We start from the raw sequence: 17933 nt of genomic DNA, 5'->3' as shown, positions 1-17933 counted from the left end.
CCGCCTCTCGCGGGGCCGGTGACCGGCCCGGCGCGGTCGACCTGACGACGGCCGGCGGACGGTCGCCACCTCCTCGACAACGATCCGGTCGGGACCGTCCCCCGTGCCGCGGCGCGGGCCGTGCCGGCCAGCACCATTCCTCCTGCACGCCCGTCGGGTCACCGCGGTGACCCGCGTGCACCGTCGCCCCAGGAGGCACCGTGAACGCCGCGCTCCCCCCGCGCCCCCGCTCGGCCGGCTGGTTCGCCGACCGCCCGCTGGCGGTCAAGTTCGGCGCGCTCGTCGCCGTCGGCACGCTGTCCCTCGGCGGCCTGCTCGGTGCCGTCCTGGTGGGCAACGGCGCCGTGCGCGACGCCGAGGCGCGGCTGGCCGACCTGCACCACGCCCAGGAGCTGGTGCTGCGGCTGGACACCCGCGCCAGCGAGCTCAAGGTCGACGGGTTCAAGGCGGTCGTGCGGGAGGACCCCTCCGAGCAGCTGTCCGAGCTGGCCGACGACGTCGCCGAGCCCGAGGCGCTGCTCGCCGAGCTGGACGGGATCACCCTGGACGGCGACGCGGCCGCGGCGGTCGCCGACCTGGCGGGCACGTTCGGCGACTACACCGACGCCATCACCACCTTCGTCGACGGCGCGGTGGCCGACCAGGCCGCCACCCGCGTGCGGTGGGAGGACATCCAGGCGGCCAACGACCTCAGCGACGGCGCCGTCGGCACGGCCAAGGACACCCTCGACGCCGCGGTGACGGCGGCCGAGCAGACGCTCTCGGACACCATCTCCCGCTGGCAGACCGTCGCGCTGGTCGCCGCGGCGGTCGGCCTGGCCCTGCTCGGCGGGCTGAGCTGGCTGACCGCCCGCTCGGTGATCCGCCCGGTCCGGACCGTCCAGGCCTCCCTCGACGCGCTCGCCACCGGTGACCTGACCGGGACGACCGGCATCACCTCCCGGGACGAACTGGGCCGGATGGCCGCGGCCCTGGACGGCGCCCGGGCCGGCCTGCGGGAGGTCATGGCCGTGGTCGTGGGCGCCGCCGACTCGGTGGCCGCGTCGTCGGAGGAGCTGTCGGCGTCGTCGGCGCAGATCTCGGCGTCGGCGGAGGAGACCTCGGCGCAGTCCGGCGTGGTCGCCGGGGCGGCGGAGGAGGTGTCGCGCAACGTGCAGACGGTGGCCGCGGGCGCGGAGCAGATGGGTGCCAGCATCCGGGAGATCGCCACCAACGCCGCCGAGGCCTCCGCGGTGGCCGCCCGCGCCGTGACCGCCGCGGAGACCACGACGGCCACGGTGGCGAAGCTGGGGGAGTCCTCCGCGGAGATCGGCAACGTGGTGAAGGTGATCACCAGCATCGCCGAGCAGACCAACCTGCTGGCCCTCAACGCCACCATCGAGGCCGCCCGGGCCGGTGAGGCCGGCAAGGGCTTCGCCGTGGTGGCCAACGAGGTCAAGGAGCTGGCCCAGGAGACGGCGAAGGCGACGGAGGACATCGCCCGCCGCGTGCAGGCCATCCAGGCCGACACCGGTGCCGCGGTCGGGGCCATCGGCGAGATCTCCCAGATCGTGGCCCAGATCTCCGACCGGCAGACCACCATCGCCAGCGCGGTGGAGGAGCAGACCGCCACCACCAACGAGATGTCCCGCTCGGTGAGCGAGGCCGCGCAGGGCTCGAGCCAGATCGCGGACAACATCACCGGGGTCTCCACCGCCGCGGACTCCACCACCCAGGCCCTCACGCACACCCGCACCGCGGTGGACGAGCTGTCCCGGATGGCCGCCGACCTGCGCACCACCGTCTCCCGCTTCACCTACTGAACGCCGGCCCCGTCAGCGGGGCCACCCCGCCCGTCCCGTCCCGTACAGCCCCTCCCGAGAGGACCTCTCCCATGACGACGACGTCGCCGCGACACACCCGGCTCGGCGTGCGCACCTCCATCCTCGGCGTCGGTGCGGCCGGCATGGCCGCCGCCCTCGTCGTCGGCGGTCTCGCCCTCAGCGGCCTGCAGGGCGCCGGCGACGCGCGCGCCGAGGTGGCCGAGCTGAGCGACGCGCTGGGCCAGGCGCAGGAGATGAAGTACTTCAACGCCGACGTCAGCGGGTGGCAGGTCGCCTACGCCTGGGACGCCCGCCGGATCGGTCCCCAGCAGGCGGTCGACCCCTCGAGCGGCAACCGCGCCGGCTTCCTCGACATCTCCGACGAGATGCAGACGGCGCTCGCGGCGATGCCCACCGACGTCCTCGACGCGGACGAGGCGGACGCGTACGGGCAGATCGTCGACCAGTGGGACGCCTTCTTCGACGTCGACGACCAGGCCGTGGCGCTGTACACGAAGGGGACGCCGGCCGACGTGGACGCCGCCGACGCGCTCATCCTCGGCGACGGCTACGACGTCTACTTCAGCATCCTCGACCTGACCGCCCAGCTGAAGGAGTCGCTCGAGGGCCGGGTGGCCGACGCCCGGGCCGCGGCCGACGCCCAGCAGACCCGGACGCTGTGGACGATGGGCGTCGTCGCCGCCCTCGGCGCCCTCGTCGTGCTCGGCCTGGCCCTGGCGGTCGCCCGCCGGGTCGTCCGCCCGCTGCTCGCCGTGACGCACGTCGCGGAGGGTCTGGCCGCCGGCGACCTGACCCGCACCACCGGCGTGGTCCGGGACGACGAGGTGGGCCGGACCGCCGCCGCCCTCGACACCGCGGTGGCCGACCTGCGCACGGTGATGTCCTCCGTGGTCGGCGCCTCCGACGCGGTGGCGGCCTCCAGCGAGGAGTTGAGCGCCTCCTCGGCGCAGATCTCCGCGTCGGCGGAGGAGACCTCCGCGCAGTCCGGTGTCGTGGCCGGGGCGGCGGAGGAGGTCTCCCGCAACGTGCAGACGGTGGCCGCGGGTGCCGAGCAGATGGGCGCCAGCATCCGGGAGATCGCGACCAACGCGGCGGAGGCCTCCGCGGTGGCCGCCCGCGCCGTGACCGCCGCGGAGACCACGACGGCCACGGTGGCGAAGCTGGGGGAGTCCTCCGCGGAGATCGGCAACGTGGTGAAGGTGATCACCTCGATCGCCGAGCAGACCAACCTGCTGGCGCTCAACGCCACCATCGAGGCGGCGCGTGCCGGGGAGGCCGGCAAGGGCTTCGCCGTGGTGGCCAACGAGGTCAAGGAGCTGGCGCAGGAGACGGCCAAGGCGACCGAGGACATCGCGCGGCGGGTCGAGGCGATCCAGAAGGACACCGGTGCCGCCGTCGGGGCGATCGAGGAGATCTCCCAGATCGTGGCCCAGATCTCCGACCGGCAGACCACCATCGCCTCCGCGGTGGAGGAGCAGACCGCGACGACGAACGAGATGAGCCGGTCGGTGTCGGAGGCCGCGCAGGGCTCGGGTCAGATCGCGGACAACATCACCGGGGTGTCCACCGCCGCGGACTCCACCACCCAGGCCCTGACCCAGACGCGCACCGCGGTGGACGAGCTGTCGCGGATGGCTGCCGACCTGCGCACCAGCGTCTCCCGCTTCACCTACTGATCCACCCACCGCACAGGAGAACCCGATGCACTCCCCCGCCGCCGCGACCCGGCGCCGGCGCTCCGGCTGGTTCGCCAACCGGCCGATCGCCGTCAAGATCCTCAGCCTGCTGGCCTTCAGCGCCTCCGTCGGCGTGGTCCTCTGCCTCGTCGCCGTCGGCAGGATCAGCGCCCTCGACGAGAGCCAGCGGGACATGTACGAGGGCCACGTCGTGGCGCTGTCCGACCTGGACTCCATCCAGGCCGCCTTCGAGGAGCTCCGTCAGGGCTACACGTCCTACTTCCTGGCCGACACCGCCACCCGCACCGGCCTGGGGGCACAGATCGCCGAGGGGCAGGAGGCGCTGGCCGCGCTCGTCGACGACTACGCGCAGGACACCGAGCACCCCGACCGCTTCACCGCCCTGGCCGGGCACGTCGAGGACTACCTCGCGGTCTGCGACGACCAGCTCCTGCCGGCGCTCGACGCCGGGGACCTGGTCACCGCCGGCGGCGTGGCGGCCGGGCCGCAGGTCCAGGCGCAGGACGCCGTCACCGCCGACTTCACCGGGCTGCGGCAGGTGATCCGCGACGAGGCGGACGCCCAGGCCGTCGCCGGGGCCGACACGGCGGCCGGGGCCGTCACCACCCTGTGGACGATCCTCGCGATCACCGTGGGCATCGGCTTCCTGATCGTCTTCGTGGTCGTCCGGCAGATCGTCGGCACCGTCCGCGCCGTCCAGCGCACCGTCGACGCCCTGGCCGCCGGCGACCTCACCGTGGCCCCGGAGGTCGACACGCAGGACGAGCTGGGCCGCATGGCCGCCGCGCTGGGCGCCGCCCAGGAGAACCTCCGGACCGTGCTGACCGCGGTCGCGGCCTCGGCCGACGCCGTCGCCTCCTCCTCGGGGGAGCTCTCCGCCACGTCCACACGGATCTCCGGGTCGGCGGAGGAGACCTCGGCGCAGTCCGGCCGGGTGGCCGCGGCCGCCGAGGAGGTCTCCCGCAACGTGCAGACGGTGGCCGCGGGCGCGGAGCAGATGGGTGCCAGCATCCGGGAGATCGCGACCAACGCCGCCGCGGCGAGCGACGTCGCCGCGCGTGCGGTGACCGCGGCGGAGACCACGACGGCCACGGTGGCGAAGCTGGGAGAGTCCTCCGCGGAGATCGGCAACGTGGTGAAGGTGATCACCAGCATCGCCGAGCAGACCAACCTGCTGGCCCTCAACGCCACCATCGAGGCGGCGCGTGCCGGTGAGGCCGGCAAGGGCTTCGCCGTGGTGGCCAACGAGGTCAAGGAGCTGGCCCAGGAGACGGCGAAGGCCACCGAGGACATCGCCCGCCGGGTGGAGGCGATCCAGAAGGACACCGGCGCCGCCGTCGGCGCGATCGGGGAGATCAGCTCGATCGTCGCGCAGATCAGCGACCGGCAGACCACCATCGCCTCCGCGGTGGAGGAGCAGACCGCCACCACCAACGAGATGAGCCGCTCGGTGAGCGAGGCCGCGCAGGGCTCGAGCCAGATCGCCGGCACCATTGGGGGCGTCTCGACGGCGGCTGCCGCCACCACCTCGGCCCTGGACGAGAGCCGTACCGCCGTCGAGGAGCTGTCGCGGATGGCCGGCGACCTGCGGACGGCGGTGGGCCGCTTCACCTGGTGACCTGCACTCCCCCACGGGCGGCCGTGGGGGAGGACCCGACGACGTCGCGGCCCGCGCCTCCCACCCCGGGAGGCGCGGGCCGCGGCGCGTCCGCGGTGCTGCAGCGACGGCGGCGCCATCTCCCGGGGAACGCTCCCCGACCATTCTCCGGCAACGGCAGAATGGTCGCCGCCCTCCGCGTGGAGCCATGTCGACACGGCGACCGACAATGGCAGCCGAGCTGCCGTCGACGACCATTCCCTCCGTGTCGGAAACGTCACCGACACACCGCCGGGAAATGCGCATCGGACCATTCCGGGTGCCCCACAGTGGTCCCCGACAGCGCAACCGGCGCTCCGCTCCTCCGACACCCCAGGAGATCCCCATGGCCATCCCCACCGACGTCCCGGGCCGCGGCCCCGTGGCCGGCGTCCGCTCCTCGTGGTGGGGCGACCGCGGCGTCAGGACCAAGGTGCTGACCGCGGTGGGCGCGGCGTCCGGCGTCGCGGTCGTCGTCGGCGTCACCGCCGTCGTCGGGCTGGCCGCCGCCGCGGACCGCAGCACCGACCTCAACGCCCAGATCGACGGCCTCGGCGAGGTCACCACCATGCGCGGGGCCTTCAAGGACGTCCGGATCAAGGCCCGCGACGCGCTCATCGTCAGCAACCCGGCCCAGATCCAGGAGGCGCTCGACGCGATCCCCGACCTCGCGGACCGCTTCACCACCGCCCGCGAGGGTTACGCGGAGACCGGGCTGACCGACGAGCAGGCGACCCTGGTGTCGCAGATCGGCGAGGACTTCGACCGGTACGTCGAGATCGAGCACACCGTCCTCGAGCCCCTCGCCCGCACCGGCGACACGGCGGCGTGGGACCAGGCCAACCAGGCGCAGGCCAAGCCGCTGGCCGACGGCGTGGAGCAGTCGATCGACCGGCTCGTCGAGATCGAGAACGGCGAGGCCGACGCCGCGGCGCAGGCCGGCGTGGACTCCGCGGCCAGCCAGCGCACCCTGGTCCTCGCCGTCCTGGCCGTGGGTCTGGCCGCCGCCTTCGCCCTGGGCCTGCTGGTCGCCCGCGGCCTGGCGCGGGGCGTCGCCCGCGTGCAGGTGGTGGCCGAGGGCCTCTCGGCCGGTGACCTCACCCGCTCCTCCGGCCTGACCACGCGGGACGAGCTGGGCCGCATGGGCGCCGCGCTCGACGCGGCCATGACCGAGCTGCGCGGCGTCATGTCCTCGGTGGCGGGCGCCTCCGACGCGGTCGCCGCGTCGTCGGAGGAGCTGTCGGCGTCGTCGGCGCAGATCTCGGCGTCGGCGGAGGAGACCTCGGCGCAGTCCGGCGTGGTCGCCGGGGCGGCGGAGGAGGTCTCCCGCAACGTGCAGACGGTGGCCGCCGGCGCCGAGCAGATGGGTGCCAGCATCCGGGAGATCGCCAGCAACGCCGCCGAGGCGTCGGCCGTGGCCGCGCGGGCCGTGACCGCCGCGGAGACCACCACCGCCACCGTCGCGAAGCTGGGCGAGAGCTCCGCGGAGATCGGCAACGTGGTGAAGGTGATCACCAGCATCGCCGAGCAGACCAACCTGCTGGCCCTCAACGCCACCATCGAGGCCGCCCGGGCCGGTGAGGCCGGCAAGGGCTTCGCGGTGGTCGCGAACGAGGTCAAGGAGCTGGCGCAGGAGACGGCGAAGGCCACCGAGGACATCGCGCGGCGGGTGCAGGCCATCCAGGGCGACACGACCGCGGCGGTGGCCGCGATCGGGGAGATCAGCACGATCGTGGCCCAGATCAGCGACCGGCAGACCACCATCGCCTCCGCGGTGGAGGAGCAGACCGCCACCACCAACGAGATGAGCCGCTCGGTGAGCGAGGCCGCGCAGGGCTCGAGCCAGATCGCGGACAACATCACCGGGGTCTCCACCGCGGCGGACTCCACCACCCAGGCGCTCACCCAGACCCGCACCGCGGTCGACGAACTGTCCCGGATGGCGTCCGACCTCCGCGGCACGGTCGGGCGGTTCACCTACTGACGGGCACACCGCACCGGCGCTGATCCGGACGCACAGGGAGCGCGCGACCCCGCCGGGGTCGCGCGCTCCTCTGCCATCTCGCGACATGTCGACAATGCAAAGAATGGTCACCAGATCGGCCAGGCGAGAATGTCGACACCGTTCTCAGATCGTTGTCGTGCGCGACGTGCGACGCGCTGCGGATTTCCTCGGCATGATCGTCGGCAGCCCCTAACGTCTGTCGCGTCGCCGGCATCTCCGGCAACTCTCGGCCCGGTGGTGATCGGGTCGTCTCCCCACGTGCGATCGGACGTACACGCGATGTCAACGAATGGCGGTGTGCGACGTGTTCTGGCGAACATGTCGGTCTCTCGCAAGATCCTGGCGTCGGTCTCCGTCGCCGCCCTCGCCGGCGTGTCGGTGGGCGCCGTCGGCGTCGTCTCGCTGAACGCCGCGGCGGGCTCGGCCGAGAACACCTACGAGCGCAGCACGCTGGCTCTCCTCAGCGTCGATGACATGCGGGCCCAGTTCCTCGAGATGCAGCTGGGCCAGGCCCTCGCGTATGCCGTGAAGTTCAGCGATCCGGCCGCGGCACCGGCATACACCGAGGCCTCTACGGCCGCCGGGGTCGCCGTCTCCGACGCGCTGCAGCGGTACATGAGCACCTCTCCCACCGCGGCGCAGACCGAGATCGCCCAGGGCGTGATCGACAGCTACGCGCAGTACAACGAGATCAACGAGCAGGTGCTGGCCGCCGGCGCGATCGGCGATGTCGAGACCGGTACCCGGCTGTTCGCGCAGACCCAGCAGCTCCTCCCCGTGATCGGGGACGGCATCGACTCCCTGCTGACCTCCGAGACCGCGGAGGCCTCCGAGGCCGCCGCCGAGGTCGCCGACACCGCCTCCTCCGCCCGGACGCTGCTGCTGGCCGTCATGGCCGCCGGCACCGTCCTCGCCCTCGGTCTCGGCTGGTCGATCGCCCGGGGCATCCGCCGCACCCTGCAGGCGGTGCAGCAGGTCGCAGAAGGCATTGCCGCCGGCGACCTGACCCGCACCACCGGCATAGACCGTCAGGACGAGCTGGGTAGCACCGCAGCCGCCCTGGACGCCGCGCAGGCCCAGCTGCGCACGGTCATGGCCTCCGTCGTCGCCTCGGCCGACGCCGTCGCGGCCTCGTCGGAGGAGCTGAGCGCCTCCTCGGCGCAGATCTCGGCATCGGCGGAGGAGACCTCCGCGCAGTCCGGTGTCGTGTCCAGCGCCGCCGAGGAGGTCAGCCGGAACGTGCAGACGGTGGCCGCGGGCGCGGAGCAGATGGGCGCCAGCATCCGGGAGATCGCGACCAACGCCGCCGCGGCGAGCGACGTCGCCGCCCGGGCGGTCACCGCCGCGGAGACCACCACCGCGACCGTGGCCAAGCTCGGGGAGTCCTCCGCGGAGATCGGCAACGTGGTGAAGGTGATCACCTCGATCGCCGAGCAGACCAACCTGCTGGCCCTCAACGCCACGATCGAGGCGGCGCGTGCCGGTGAGGCGGGCAAGGGCTTCGCCGTGGTGGCCAACGAGGTCAAGGAGCTGGCGCAGGAGACGGCCAAGGCGACCGAGGACATCGCCCGCCGGGTCGAGGCGATCCAGAAGGACACCGGTGCCGCCGTCGGGGCGATCGAGGAGATCTCCCAGATCGTGGCCCAGATCTCCGACCGGCAGACCACCATCGCCTCGGCGGTGGAGGAGCAGACCGCCACCACGAACGAGATGAGCCGGTCGGTGTCGGAGGCCGCGCAGGGCTCGAGCCAGATCGCGGACAACATCACCGGGGTCTCCACCGCGGCGGACTCCACCACCCAGGCCCTGACCCAGACGCGCACCGCCGTGGACGAGCTGTCCCGGATGGCCGCCGACCTGCGCACCAGCGTCAGCCGCTTCACCTACTGAGCACGGCCGCGCCGGACTCACCTTGAGTCCGGCGCGGCGCGGCCGATGACCCATGCGGGACGCCCACGTCCCCCTGCGACGAGAGAGAAGGCAACGGTGGACGGTCTGGACGACATCGTCGAGGAGTTCCTCGTCGAGAGCCACGAGAACCTCGACCAGCTCGACACGGACCTGGTCGCCCTCGAGCAGGAGCCCGACTCCCGGGAGCGGCTCTCGAGCATCTTCCGCACGATCCACACGATCAAGGGCACCAGCGGCTTCCTCGCCTTCAACCGGCTCGAGGAGGTCACGCACGTCGGGGAGAACATGCTCTCCCGGCTGCGCGACGGCGTCCTGTCGCTCACCCCCGAGCGGACCAGCGTGCTGCTGCGCATGGTCGACACCGTCCGCTCGCTGCTGACCTCCATCGAGGCCACCGGCGGCGAGGGCACGGTCGACGTCTCCACCGTCGTCGCCGCGATCAGCGCCGCGATGGAGGACGGCCCGTCGGCGGCCGCCGCCGCCGCGCTCGTCGCCGACCTGCCCCCCGCGGCCGCGGCCCCCGCCGTCGCCGCGGCCGCGATCCCCGAGGACGCCCACCGGGACGTGCCCGAGGTCGCGCACGACGACGAGGCCGGCGACGAGGTCCACGACGAGGTTCAGGACGAGGTCCACGACGAGCACGAGGACCACGACGAGGACCACGACGACGAGGTCCACGACGAGCACGAGGACCACCCGGCCGAGGTGCCCGCCGGCGCCCCCGCGGGCGCTCCCGCCGGTGCCGCGAAGCCGGAGGCGCAGGGCGGCCAGCAGGCGCGCCGCGCCGTCGCCGACAGCACGATCCGCGTGGACGTCGACCTGCTCGACTCGCTGATGCTGCTGGTGGGCGAGCTCGTGCTCACCCGCAACCAGATCGTCCAGTACGTCGGGCGCTCGACCGACACCGACCTGGTCCGCGCCTCCCAGCGGCTCAACCTCATCGCCAGCGAGCTGCAGGAGGGCGTCATGAAGACGCGCATGCAGCCGATCGACCACATCTGGTCCAAGCTGCCGCGCGTCGTCCGCGACCTCGGCATCCAGTGCGGGAAGACCGTCCGGCTGGAGATGGAGGGCAAGGACACCGAGCTCGACAAGACGCTGCTCGAGGCGGTCAAGGACCCGCTGACCCACCTCGTCCGCAACGGCGTCGACCACGGCATCGAGTCCCCCGAGGCGCGCCGGAAGGCCGGCAAGCCCACCGAGGGCGTGCTGACCCTGCGCGCCAAGCACGAGAGCGGCCAGGTCGTGGTCGAGGTGGCCGACGACGGCGCGGGCATCGACCCCGCGAAGCTCGGCGCCAAGGCCCTGCAGCGGGGCTTGGTCACCGCCGAGCAGCTGAACCGCATGAGCCCGGCCGACATCCTGCAGCTGATCTTCCTGCCCGGCTTCTCCACCGCCGCCGCCGTCACCAACGTCTCCGGCCGCGGCGTCGGCATGGACGTCGTCAAGACCAACATCGAGTCCATCGGCGGCACCATCGAGGTGGAGTCCGAGCCCGGCAGGGGCACGGTCTGCCGGCTGCGGATCCCGCTGACCCTGGCCATCGTCCCGGCGCTGACCGTCGAGTGCGCCGGCGACCGCTACGCCATCCCGCAGATCAGCCTGCAGGAGCTGGTCAGCCTCGACGCCGAGAAGGCCGCCAACGCCGTCGAGGAGGTCGGCGGGGCCCCGGTCTACCGGCTGCGCGGCGAGCTGCTCCCGCTGGTGCGGCTCACCGACGTCCTCGGCCTGGCCAGCGACCGGCACGACGGCCACGTCGTCATCGCCGTGCTGCGCTCCGAGGGCCGCCGCTTCGGCCTCGTCGTCGACCGGGTCATCAACACCGAGGAGATCGTCGTCAAGGCCGTCGGCGGCCAGCTCAAGGCGATCGGCCTGTACTCGGGGGCGACCGTCCTCGGCGACGGCACCGTGGCGCTGATCCTCGACGTGCAGGCCCTGGCCCGCCGGGCGCTGCGCACCGAGACCACCGAGCGGCAGGAGTCCCGCGAGGCCCTGGCGCGCAGCGTCGCGGCCGAGACCGAGCGCCAGCGGATGCTGCTCGCCGCCATCGGCGAGGGCCGGCGCGTGGCCATCCCGCTGGACACCGTCACCCGCCTCGAGCAGGTGCGCACCGACGCCGTCGAGCGGGTCGGCAACCGCGAGGTCGTGCAGTACCGCGGGGCGATCCTGCCGATCGTCCGGCTCGACCGGCACCTGGGCGCCTACGGCAGCAGCGAGCGCGAGGTCCTCGAGGTCATCGTCTACAGCGACCACGGCCGCAGCGTCGCGATCGTCGTCGAGGAGATCCTCGACATCGTCGACGGCGGGGCCGCGGTCCGCAGCGACATCGACGACCTGGGCCTGCTCGGCTCCGCCGTCCTCGGCGACAAGGTGACCGAGCTGCTCGACGTCCGCGCCGCGATCCTCGCGGCCGACCCGGCCTTCTACGCCGCCACCCCCGTCCACGCCCCCGAGTCCGCCCTGCTGGAGGTCTGACGTGACGACCCCGACCGAGACCACCCCCCGGGCGACCAGCGGCCAGCTGGCCACCTTCCGCCTCGACGGCGACCTCTACGGCGTCGAGGTGGAGCACGTGCAGGAGGTGCTGCGCAGCCAGGGCCTGACCCGGGTGCCGCTGGCGCCGCCCGCCGTCGCCGGGCTGATCAACCTGCGCGGCCAGGTGGTGACCGCCATCGAGCTGCGCGAGCGGCTGGGCCGCCCGCCGCGGCCGGCCGGCACCGACGCCGTGGTCATCGTCGTGCGCCTGCACGGGGAGGCGGTGAGCCTGCTCGTCGACTCGATCGCCGACGTCGTCGACGTGGCGGCCGACGACTTCGAGGCCCCGCCGGACACCCTCGACGGGCAGGCCCGCGAGCTCATCCGCGGTGCCTACAAGCTCGACGGGAAGCTGCTGCTCGCGCTCGACGTCCAGAAGGCCGTCGGCGCCTGAGCGAGCCCGATCGGTGACACACGGTCACCGATCGACTGCCTGACGCGTCCCGCCACGCGGCCGTCACCCTCCGCCACTCCGGCGAACGGGTGACGGCCGCGTGGCGTCTCGTGGGGATGGCGGCCAGCATGGGCTGACCCCACTCCCCTGGAGGCGACGTGCCCTACTCGCTGGTCAGTGCCGCGACCCTCGGTTTCGACCTGGTGCGGTTGCCCGCGGGCCGCACCGTCGCCGACGTGCTGCTCACCGCCCTGACCGCCGGTCCCGCCGAGCTGACCGCGCTCGCCCGCGGCGCGCGCTCGCACGGCGCCGACCGCGAACAGCGGTCGGTCCTGGCCGTGCGCGCCCGCCGCGCGCGGGAGATGGCCGCCGCCGTGCCGCAGCTGCGGTCGGTGGGCCAGGGCACGGCGGACGGCGCCGGCGCCGACCGCACCGCCGTCCTCGTGGCGCAGCTGGAGCAGGGCACCATCGGCACCGCCTCGTCGCTGGAGCGGCTGCTGCGCGAGGACGTGCTCGGCCCCGAGCACCCCGCGCTCACCCGCCTCGCCGACGACACCCGCGAGCAGGCCGCCGACGTGCTCGCCGACGCCGCGGTGGGCGCCTGGGCCGCCGGGGTGCTGCCCCCGCTGGTCCGCCGCGAGCTGCACCAGCCCTTCGCCGGCGTCGTCCCGGACGCGGCCACCCGCGGGGCCGACGCCGACCTCGGCCCGGCCACCCCCGAGCTGCGCACGGTGCTGGCCGTCGTGGCCGCGCTCGACGCCCGCGGCCGGGACCGCTGGCGGGCCGCCGTCGACGAGGGCCGTGCCGAGCAGCGCCCCTGGGCCGCCGCCATGCACGAGGCCTCCTGGGCCGCGCACGTCTCCGGCCGCACCCGCACGCTGGCCGCCGTCCAGCTGCTCGCCGTCCGCGCCTTCGCCGACGCGGGCTTCACCGCCTCCGACGGCGCCGCCGGCTCGTGGAACGCCCTCGCCGGCGTCGTCCAGGCCATGACGATGGGCGACCTGCTCGACGGCAGCGCCCTCGGCGTCCTCCGCGCGCCCTGGACGCGCCTCACCGCTCCCCGCTGAGCAAGGGCCTCCCCGCCCCCCACCGCTCGCACGCTCGCGGCGGGCCCCTGCGGGGAGGCCGCCCGCCCCCACCGCTCGCACGCTCGCGGCGGGCCGTGTGACGGGCGGGTCGACATGTGCCGTGTGGGGCGGCCGTCAGCGGACGTTTCCGTAACGGTTGTCCCGTCGGCCTCAAGCGCGCCCGCGTCCCGGCCGACAACTCCTGCGACGGCGGTGGGTCCGAGGGACCGGTCCCCCTCGCGAAACCGGATTGCGCTCAACACGTAGCCGCCCGGTGCCGACACCGAAGGGACAGCCCCGTGCCGGGTGCTGGACCACGGCAGCAGCAGGAGGACGCGTGGACCCGATCCGGGTGATGGTGGTCGACGACTCGGTCGTCGTCCGGAAGATCGTGACCGACGTGCTGTCCGCCGACCCGGGCATCGAGGTCGTCGGGACGGCGGTCAACGGCAAGCTCGCGCTGGCCAAGATCGAGGGACTGCGGCCCGATCTGGTCACCATGGACATCGAGATGCCGGAGATGAACGGCATCGAGGCGGTCCGCGCCATCCGCGCCGGCCGCAACCGCGTGCCGATCGTCATGTTCAGCACGCTCACCGAGCGCGGCGCCTCGGCCACCCTGGACGCGCTGTCGGCCGGCGCCAACGACTACGTCACCAAGCCGGCCAACGTCGGCAGCGTGGCGCAGTCGATGGAGAGCGTGCGCGAGCAGCTCATCCCGAAGATCAAGGCGCTCACCGGCCGCCCCGTCGCCGGGCTGCCCCGGCCCGCTGCCGCCCCGGTCGCCGTCCGGCCGCCGGCGCCGCGCACCACGCCGCACAAGGCGCCCGCCGTCCTGGTCATCGGCTCCTCGACCGGCGGCCCCGAGGCCCTCGCCAAGGTCCTCCCCCTGCTCCCGGCGAGCCTGCCGGTCCCGGTCCTGCTCACGCAGCACATGCCGCCCGTCTTCACCCGCCAGTTCGCCCAGCGCCTGGACCGGCTCTGCCCGCTGACCGTGGTCGAGGCCGTCGACGGGACGCCGCTGCTGCCCGGCACCGTGCACCTGGCCCCCGGCGACTTCCACCTCACCGTCCGCGGCACCGGCCGGGGCGCGACCACGATGCTGTCGCAGGGCCCGCCGGAGAACTTCTGCCGCCCGGCCGTCGACCCGCTGTTCCGGTCCGCGGTGACCGCCTACGACGGTGCCGTCCTCGCCGTGGTCCTCACCGGCATGGGTGCCGACGGGCGGGCCGGGTGCGGCGCCGTCCGCGACGCCGGCGGCACCGTCGTCGTCCAGGACCAGGCCACGTCCGTCGTCTGGGGCATGCCTGGCGCCGTCGCCTCGGCCGGCCTGGCCGACGAGGTCCTGCCGCTCGATCGCGTGGCCGAGTCGATCACCCGCCACCTCGCGCGCGCCGTCCCCGGTGTCCCGCCGAAGCCCGCCACCCTGACCCTCGCGACGGGAGCTCCCCGATGACCCTGACGACCACGAGCTTCGACTGGGTGCGCCAGCTGGTGCACCGCGAGAGCGCCATCGTGCTCGCCCCCGGCAAGGAGTATCTGGTCGAGGCCCGGCTGCTGCCGGTTGCACGCAAGATGGGCCTCACCGACGTCGGCCAGCTCGTCGACACCGTCCGCAGCCGGCCGCGGCCGGACGACACCCGCCAGATCGTCGAGGCCCTCACCACCAACGAGACGTCGTGGTTCCGCGACGGCGACCCGTTCACCGCCCTCACCTCGACGGTGCTGCCCTCGCTGCTCACCACCCGCGGGCCGGCGGAGCGGCTGCAGATCTGGTCGGCGGCCTGCTCCAGCGGCCAGGAGGCCTACACGGTCGCCATGCTGCTGGAGGACGCGATGCCCCACGCCGCGTCGCGGGTGGCGATCACCGCCACCGACATCTCCCGCGAGATGGTCGAGCGTACCCGGGCCGGCCGGTTCAGCCAGCTCGAGGTCAACCGGGGCCTGCCCGCGCCCATGCTGGTCCGCCACTTCACCCGGGCCGGCAACGAGTGGGAGGTCGCTCCCGCGCTGCGCCGGATGGTCACCGCCCGGGAGTGCAACCTCGCCGCCCCGCTGCCGCGGATGGGCCCCTTCGACGTCGTGTACCTGCGCAACGTCCTCATCTACTTCGACCTGCCGACCAAGCAGGCGATCCTCCGCCGGGTGCGCGAGCTCATGCGCCCCGACGGATGGCTGTTCCTCGGTGCCGCCGAGACCACCCTCGGAGTCGACGACTCCTGGAGCCGCGTCGTCGTCGGACGCAGCTCCGCCTACCGCCCGCTGAAGGGGGCATGACCATGCGTGCACTGGTGATCGACGACTCGCGCGCGATGCGCCGGATCGTGACCGGGATCCTGGAGGGCCTCGGCTACGAGACCCGGCAGGCCGGGCACGGCCAGGAGGCGCTCGACGTCCTCCACGAGGGCTGGGTGCCCGACCTCTGCACCATCGACTGGAACATGCCGGTGATGGACGGCCTGCAGTTCGTCAACGCCGTCCGGGCCAACCCGGCCTGGCGCTCGGTGACGCTGGTGATGGTGACCTCGGAGAGCGAGCAGAGCCAGATCGTCCGCGCGCTGGCCGCCGGTGCGCACGAGTACGTCATCAAGCCGTTCACCGCCGACGCGCTCCGCGACAAGCTGGCGCTGCTCGGCCTGCTCCCGCAGGAGGCCGTCCTGTGACGCTCGCACCCGACGCCACTGCGCACGGCGCCGCAGCGCGGCCGCTCATCAGCTCCCTGATCGACGAGGCCACCGTCGAGGCGATCGCCGGCGAGGCCTGGATCGCCCTGGTGGGCGAGGAGGAGCTCCTCGTCCCGGTGCCCGGCGACCTGCCGGCGGACGTCCTGTCGACCTGGGTCGACGTCGTCGGCCCCTGGACGGGCTCGGTGGTCCTGACCGCCGGCCGCGGGACCGCCGTCGAGCTGACCCGCGCCCTGCTCGCCGAGGCCGCCCCCGAGGTCCTCGAGCCCGAGGACGTCACCGACGCCTTCGGGGAGATCGCCAACGTGGTCGGCGGCAACGTCAAGGCCGCCCTGCCCGGGCCCTCGGCGCTGAGCCTGCCCCAAGTCGGCGACGCCCCCGCCGTCCGCAACCCCGACGACGTCTGCCGCGTCGAGGTCCTCTGGCGGGGCCAGCCCCTCGTCATCACCGTCCAGGGCGCCCTGCCCTCCGCGTCCCCGCACCACGAGAACCCGCACCCGAACGGAGTGTCATTGTGAAGATCCTGGTCGCCGACGACAGCCGCGTCATGCGGCAGATCGTCATCCGCACCCTGCGGCAGGCCGGCTACGACGACCACGACATTGTCGAGGCCGAGGACGGCCGCGACGCCTACGACAAGGTCCGGTCCGAGGCTCCCGACCTGGTGCTGTCGGACTGGAACATGCCGAACATGACCGGCCTGGAGTGCCTGCAGGCGCTGCGCTCGTCGGGCTCGGCCGTGCCGTTCGGCTTCGTCACCTCCGAGGGCTCGGCGGAGATGCGGGAGAAGGCCGCCGACGCCGGCGCCCTCTTCCTCATCGCCAAGCCGTTCACCGAGGAGACCTTCCGCGAGAACCTCGACGGGGTGCTCGCGTGACCGCGCCGCTGACGGTCGTCCTGCCCGATGCCAAGGCCGTCAAGGACATGCTCTCCGGCCTCGTCGGCAAGCCGGTCGGCGTGACGCCGGGCGCCCCGGTGACCCCGACGGAGAAGGACCCCGTCTCGGTCGCCGTCTACGTCAGCCCGACGATGGCGGTCAACGCCCTGTGCGTCATGGACCTGCCGCTGGCGGCCTGGACCGGCGGCGCCCTGGCCCTGCTCCCGCCCGGCGGCGTGCAGGACGCCGTCGAGGAGGACGGCGAGCTCACCGCGATGCTCACCGAGGCACTGCACGAGGTCGTCAACGTCCTCTCGGCGCTGTTCAACGTGCCGGGTGCCCCGCACTCGAAGCTGCACGCGTCCTACGCCCCCGGTGACGACCTGCCCGGCGACATCGCAGGCATGCTGGCGGCCTTCAACCGCCTCGACCTCGCCGTCGAGGTGCCCGGCTACGGCAAGGGACGGCTCTCGCTCGTCGTGCCCTGACACCGTCGTCCTGCCGGACGACACCGCGATCAGGAGTCGTCCCCAGCGGACGTTGAGCACCACCGTCGCGCCCGGCGGGGACCCTCCGGGCCCGCCACCGGTCACGACACCGCACCGACTGCCCCGGGGCAGCGGGACCACCGTCCCGCCGCCCCGGGGCAGCGGCGTCTCCGGGCAGCGTCGTCTCCCGGCACCGTCGTCTCCCGGCACCGTCGTCTCCCGGCACCGTCATCTCCGGGACCGGACGGCGGGGGCGGGTGCTCAGGCCGAGGTGGCCGCGTGCTCCTCGATCGCCGAGGGGAGGCAGGCCCAGACGTGCTTGCACCCGTCGTCGACGTACCAGCCGTGCGCCACCGACAGGCGCGCCACCAGGTAGAGGCCCAGGCCGCCCTGGGCCGGGTCCCGCCCCACGGCCGGCGCCGGCATGGTGTCGGGGTCGCGGTCGCTGACGTCGAGCAGCCAGCCACCGGTGCCGGCCACCACGGTGGCCACGACCGGGGAGACACCGTGCCGCAGCGCGTTGGAGGCCAGCTCGTCGAAGGCGAGGACGAGCCGGTCGGCCGCCGGGTCGTCCGGATCGCGCGGGAAGCCGATCGCGTCGAGGTGGCCCCGCAGGCCGGCGCGCGCGGCGGGCAGCTCGGCGATCTGGCCGAGGTCCCAGCGCCACAGCTCACCCCGCCCGTCGGGCAGCGGCCGCAGCGGCCACGTCAGTCGACCCATGTCCTCTCTCCGTCGTCGTCCTCTCAGCCGGACGACTCCAGGGTGCCCAGCCGACCCGGCGCCCAACCGTGGGCCGCAGCGGATCGGGGCGGTCCG

At 73.8% G+C, this 17933-nt stretch carries 15 protein-coding genes; 14 read left to right on the top strand and 1 reads right to left on the bottom strand.

Annotated elements, in window-relative coordinates; all coding sequences use genetic code 11:
- The first annotated feature begins 200 nt into the window (after nucleotides 1–200).
- The 14 genes from ACWIZO_RS06295 to ACWIZO_RS06230 all read left to right on the top strand — a co-directional run bounded on the left by ACWIZO_RS06295 (nucleotide 201) and on the right by ACWIZO_RS06230 (nucleotide 17117).
- Nucleotides 201–1802: a methyl-accepting chemotaxis protein gene (locus ACWIZO_RS06295; RefSeq protein WP_448641647.1), complete on the top strand. Its 1602-nt coding sequence runs from the start codon at nucleotides 201–203 to the stop codon at nucleotides 1800–1802.
- Nucleotides 1803–1873: 71 nt separating this feature from the next.
- Complete coding sequence (locus tag ACWIZO_RS06290; RefSeq protein WP_448641646.1) at nucleotides 1874–3499, top strand: methyl-accepting chemotaxis protein; 1626 nt, start codon at nucleotides 1874–1876, stop codon at nucleotides 3497–3499.
- Between the two features lie 25 nt (nucleotides 3500–3524).
- Complete coding sequence (locus tag ACWIZO_RS06285; protein WP_448641645.1) at nucleotides 3525–5138, top strand: methyl-accepting chemotaxis protein; 1614 nt, start codon at nucleotides 3525–3527, stop codon at nucleotides 5136–5138.
- A 364-nt stretch (nucleotides 5139–5502) separates the two neighbouring features.
- On the top strand, nucleotides 5503–7140 hold the full coding sequence (locus ACWIZO_RS06280; RefSeq protein WP_448641644.1) for a methyl-accepting chemotaxis protein: 1638 nt from the start codon (nucleotides 5503–5505) through the stop codon (nucleotides 7138–7140).
- Between the two features lie 339 nt (nucleotides 7141–7479).
- Entirely contained in the window at nucleotides 7480–9051 is a 1572-nt protein-coding gene (locus tag ACWIZO_RS06275; RefSeq protein WP_448641643.1) for a methyl-accepting chemotaxis protein, read from the top strand.
- A gap of 96 nt (nucleotides 9052–9147) precedes the next feature.
- A complete protein-coding gene (locus ACWIZO_RS06270) occupies nucleotides 9148–11547 on the top strand; it encodes a chemotaxis protein CheA (protein WP_448641642.1) in 2400 nt (799 codons plus the stop codon).
- Between the two features lies 1 nt (nucleotide 11548).
- Entirely contained in the window at nucleotides 11549–12001 is a 453-nt protein-coding gene (locus ACWIZO_RS06265; RefSeq protein ID WP_446757895.1) for a chemotaxis protein CheW, read from the top strand.
- Nucleotides 12002–12159: 158 nt separating this feature from the next.
- Nucleotides 12160–13068 carry a hypothetical protein gene (locus ACWIZO_RS06260; protein ID WP_448641641.1) on the top strand — a complete coding sequence of 303 codons (909 nt, stop codon included), beginning with the start codon at nucleotides 12160–12162 and terminating at the stop codon, nucleotides 13066–13068.
- Between the two features lie 337 nt (nucleotides 13069–13405).
- Nucleotides 13406–14524 carry a protein-glutamate methylesterase/protein-glutamine glutaminase gene (locus tag ACWIZO_RS06255; RefSeq protein WP_448641640.1) on the top strand — a complete coding sequence of 373 codons (1119 nt, stop codon included), beginning with the start codon at nucleotides 13406–13408 and terminating at the stop codon, nucleotides 14522–14524.
- On the top strand, nucleotides 14521–15345 hold the full coding sequence (locus ACWIZO_RS06250; protein ID WP_448641639.1) for a CheR family methyltransferase: 825 nt from the start codon (nucleotides 14521–14523) through the stop codon (nucleotides 15343–15345). The genes ACWIZO_RS06255 and ACWIZO_RS06250 overlap by 4 nt, the downstream gene beginning before the upstream one ends.
- 2 nt (nucleotides 15346–15347) lie before the next feature.
- On the top strand, nucleotides 15348–15731 hold the full coding sequence (locus tag ACWIZO_RS06245; RefSeq protein ID WP_448641638.1) for a response regulator: 384 nt from the start codon (nucleotides 15348–15350) through the stop codon (nucleotides 15729–15731).
- On the top strand, nucleotides 15728–16270 hold the full coding sequence (locus ACWIZO_RS06240) for a chemotaxis protein CheX (protein WP_448641637.1): 543 nt from the start codon (nucleotides 15728–15730) through the stop codon (nucleotides 16268–16270). The genes ACWIZO_RS06245 and ACWIZO_RS06240 overlap by 4 nt, the downstream gene beginning before the upstream one ends.
- Nucleotides 16267–16629, top strand: coding sequence for a response regulator (locus ACWIZO_RS06235; RefSeq protein WP_446757889.1), 363 nt, complete (start codon nucleotides 16267–16269; stop codon nucleotides 16627–16629). Before ACWIZO_RS06240 ends, ACWIZO_RS06235 begins: the two co-directional genes overlap by 4 nt.
- Nucleotides 16626–17117 carry a hypothetical protein gene (locus ACWIZO_RS06230; RefSeq protein WP_446757888.1) on the top strand — a complete coding sequence of 164 codons (492 nt, stop codon included), beginning with the start codon at nucleotides 16626–16628 and terminating at the stop codon, nucleotides 17115–17117. The genes ACWIZO_RS06235 and ACWIZO_RS06230 overlap by 4 nt, the downstream gene beginning before the upstream one ends.
- A gap of 261 nt (nucleotides 17118–17378) precedes the next feature.
- Here ACWIZO_RS06230 and ACWIZO_RS06225 read toward each other — a convergent pair whose 3' ends face one another.
- Nucleotides 17379–17837: an ATP-binding protein gene (locus ACWIZO_RS06225; RefSeq protein WP_448641636.1), complete on the bottom strand. Its 459-nt coding sequence runs from the start codon at nucleotides 17835–17837 to the stop codon at nucleotides 17379–17381.
- Nucleotides 17838–17933 lie beyond the last annotated feature (96 nt).

Source organism: Geodermatophilus sp. URMC 63 (assembly GCF_053502565.1).
Note: the sequence above shows the minus strand (reverse complement) of the source record. Positions and strands in the feature narration are given on the sequence as shown.

Bases quoted from the DNA above. Each gene is read 5' to 3' on its own strand.
- ACWIZO_RS06245 (WP_448641638.1), top strand. From the start codon at position 15,348: ATGCGTGCACTGGTGATCGACGACTCGCGCGCGATGCGCCGGATCGTG.
- ACWIZO_RS06285 (WP_448641645.1), top strand. From the start codon at position 3,525: ATGCACTCCCCCGCCGCCGCGACCCGGCGCCGGCGCTCCGGCTGGTTC.
- ACWIZO_RS06280 (WP_448641644.1), top strand. From the start codon at position 5,503: ATGGCCATCCCCACCGACGTCCCGGGCCGCGGCCCCGTGGCCGGCGTC.
- ACWIZO_RS06290 (WP_448641646.1), top strand. From the start codon at position 1,874: ATGACGACGACGTCGCCGCGACACACCCGGCTCGGCGTGCGCACCTCC.
- ACWIZO_RS06275 (WP_448641643.1), top strand. From the start codon at position 7,480: ATGTCGGTCTCTCGCAAGATCCTGGCGTCGGTCTCCGTCGCCGCCCTC.
- ACWIZO_RS06250 (WP_448641639.1), top strand. From the start codon at position 14,521: ATGACCCTGACGACCACGAGCTTCGACTGGGTGCGCCAGCTGGTGCAC.
- ACWIZO_RS06225 (WP_448641636.1), bottom strand. From the start codon at position 17,837: ATGGGTCGACTGACGTGGCCGCTGCGGCCGCTGCCCGACGGGCGGGGT.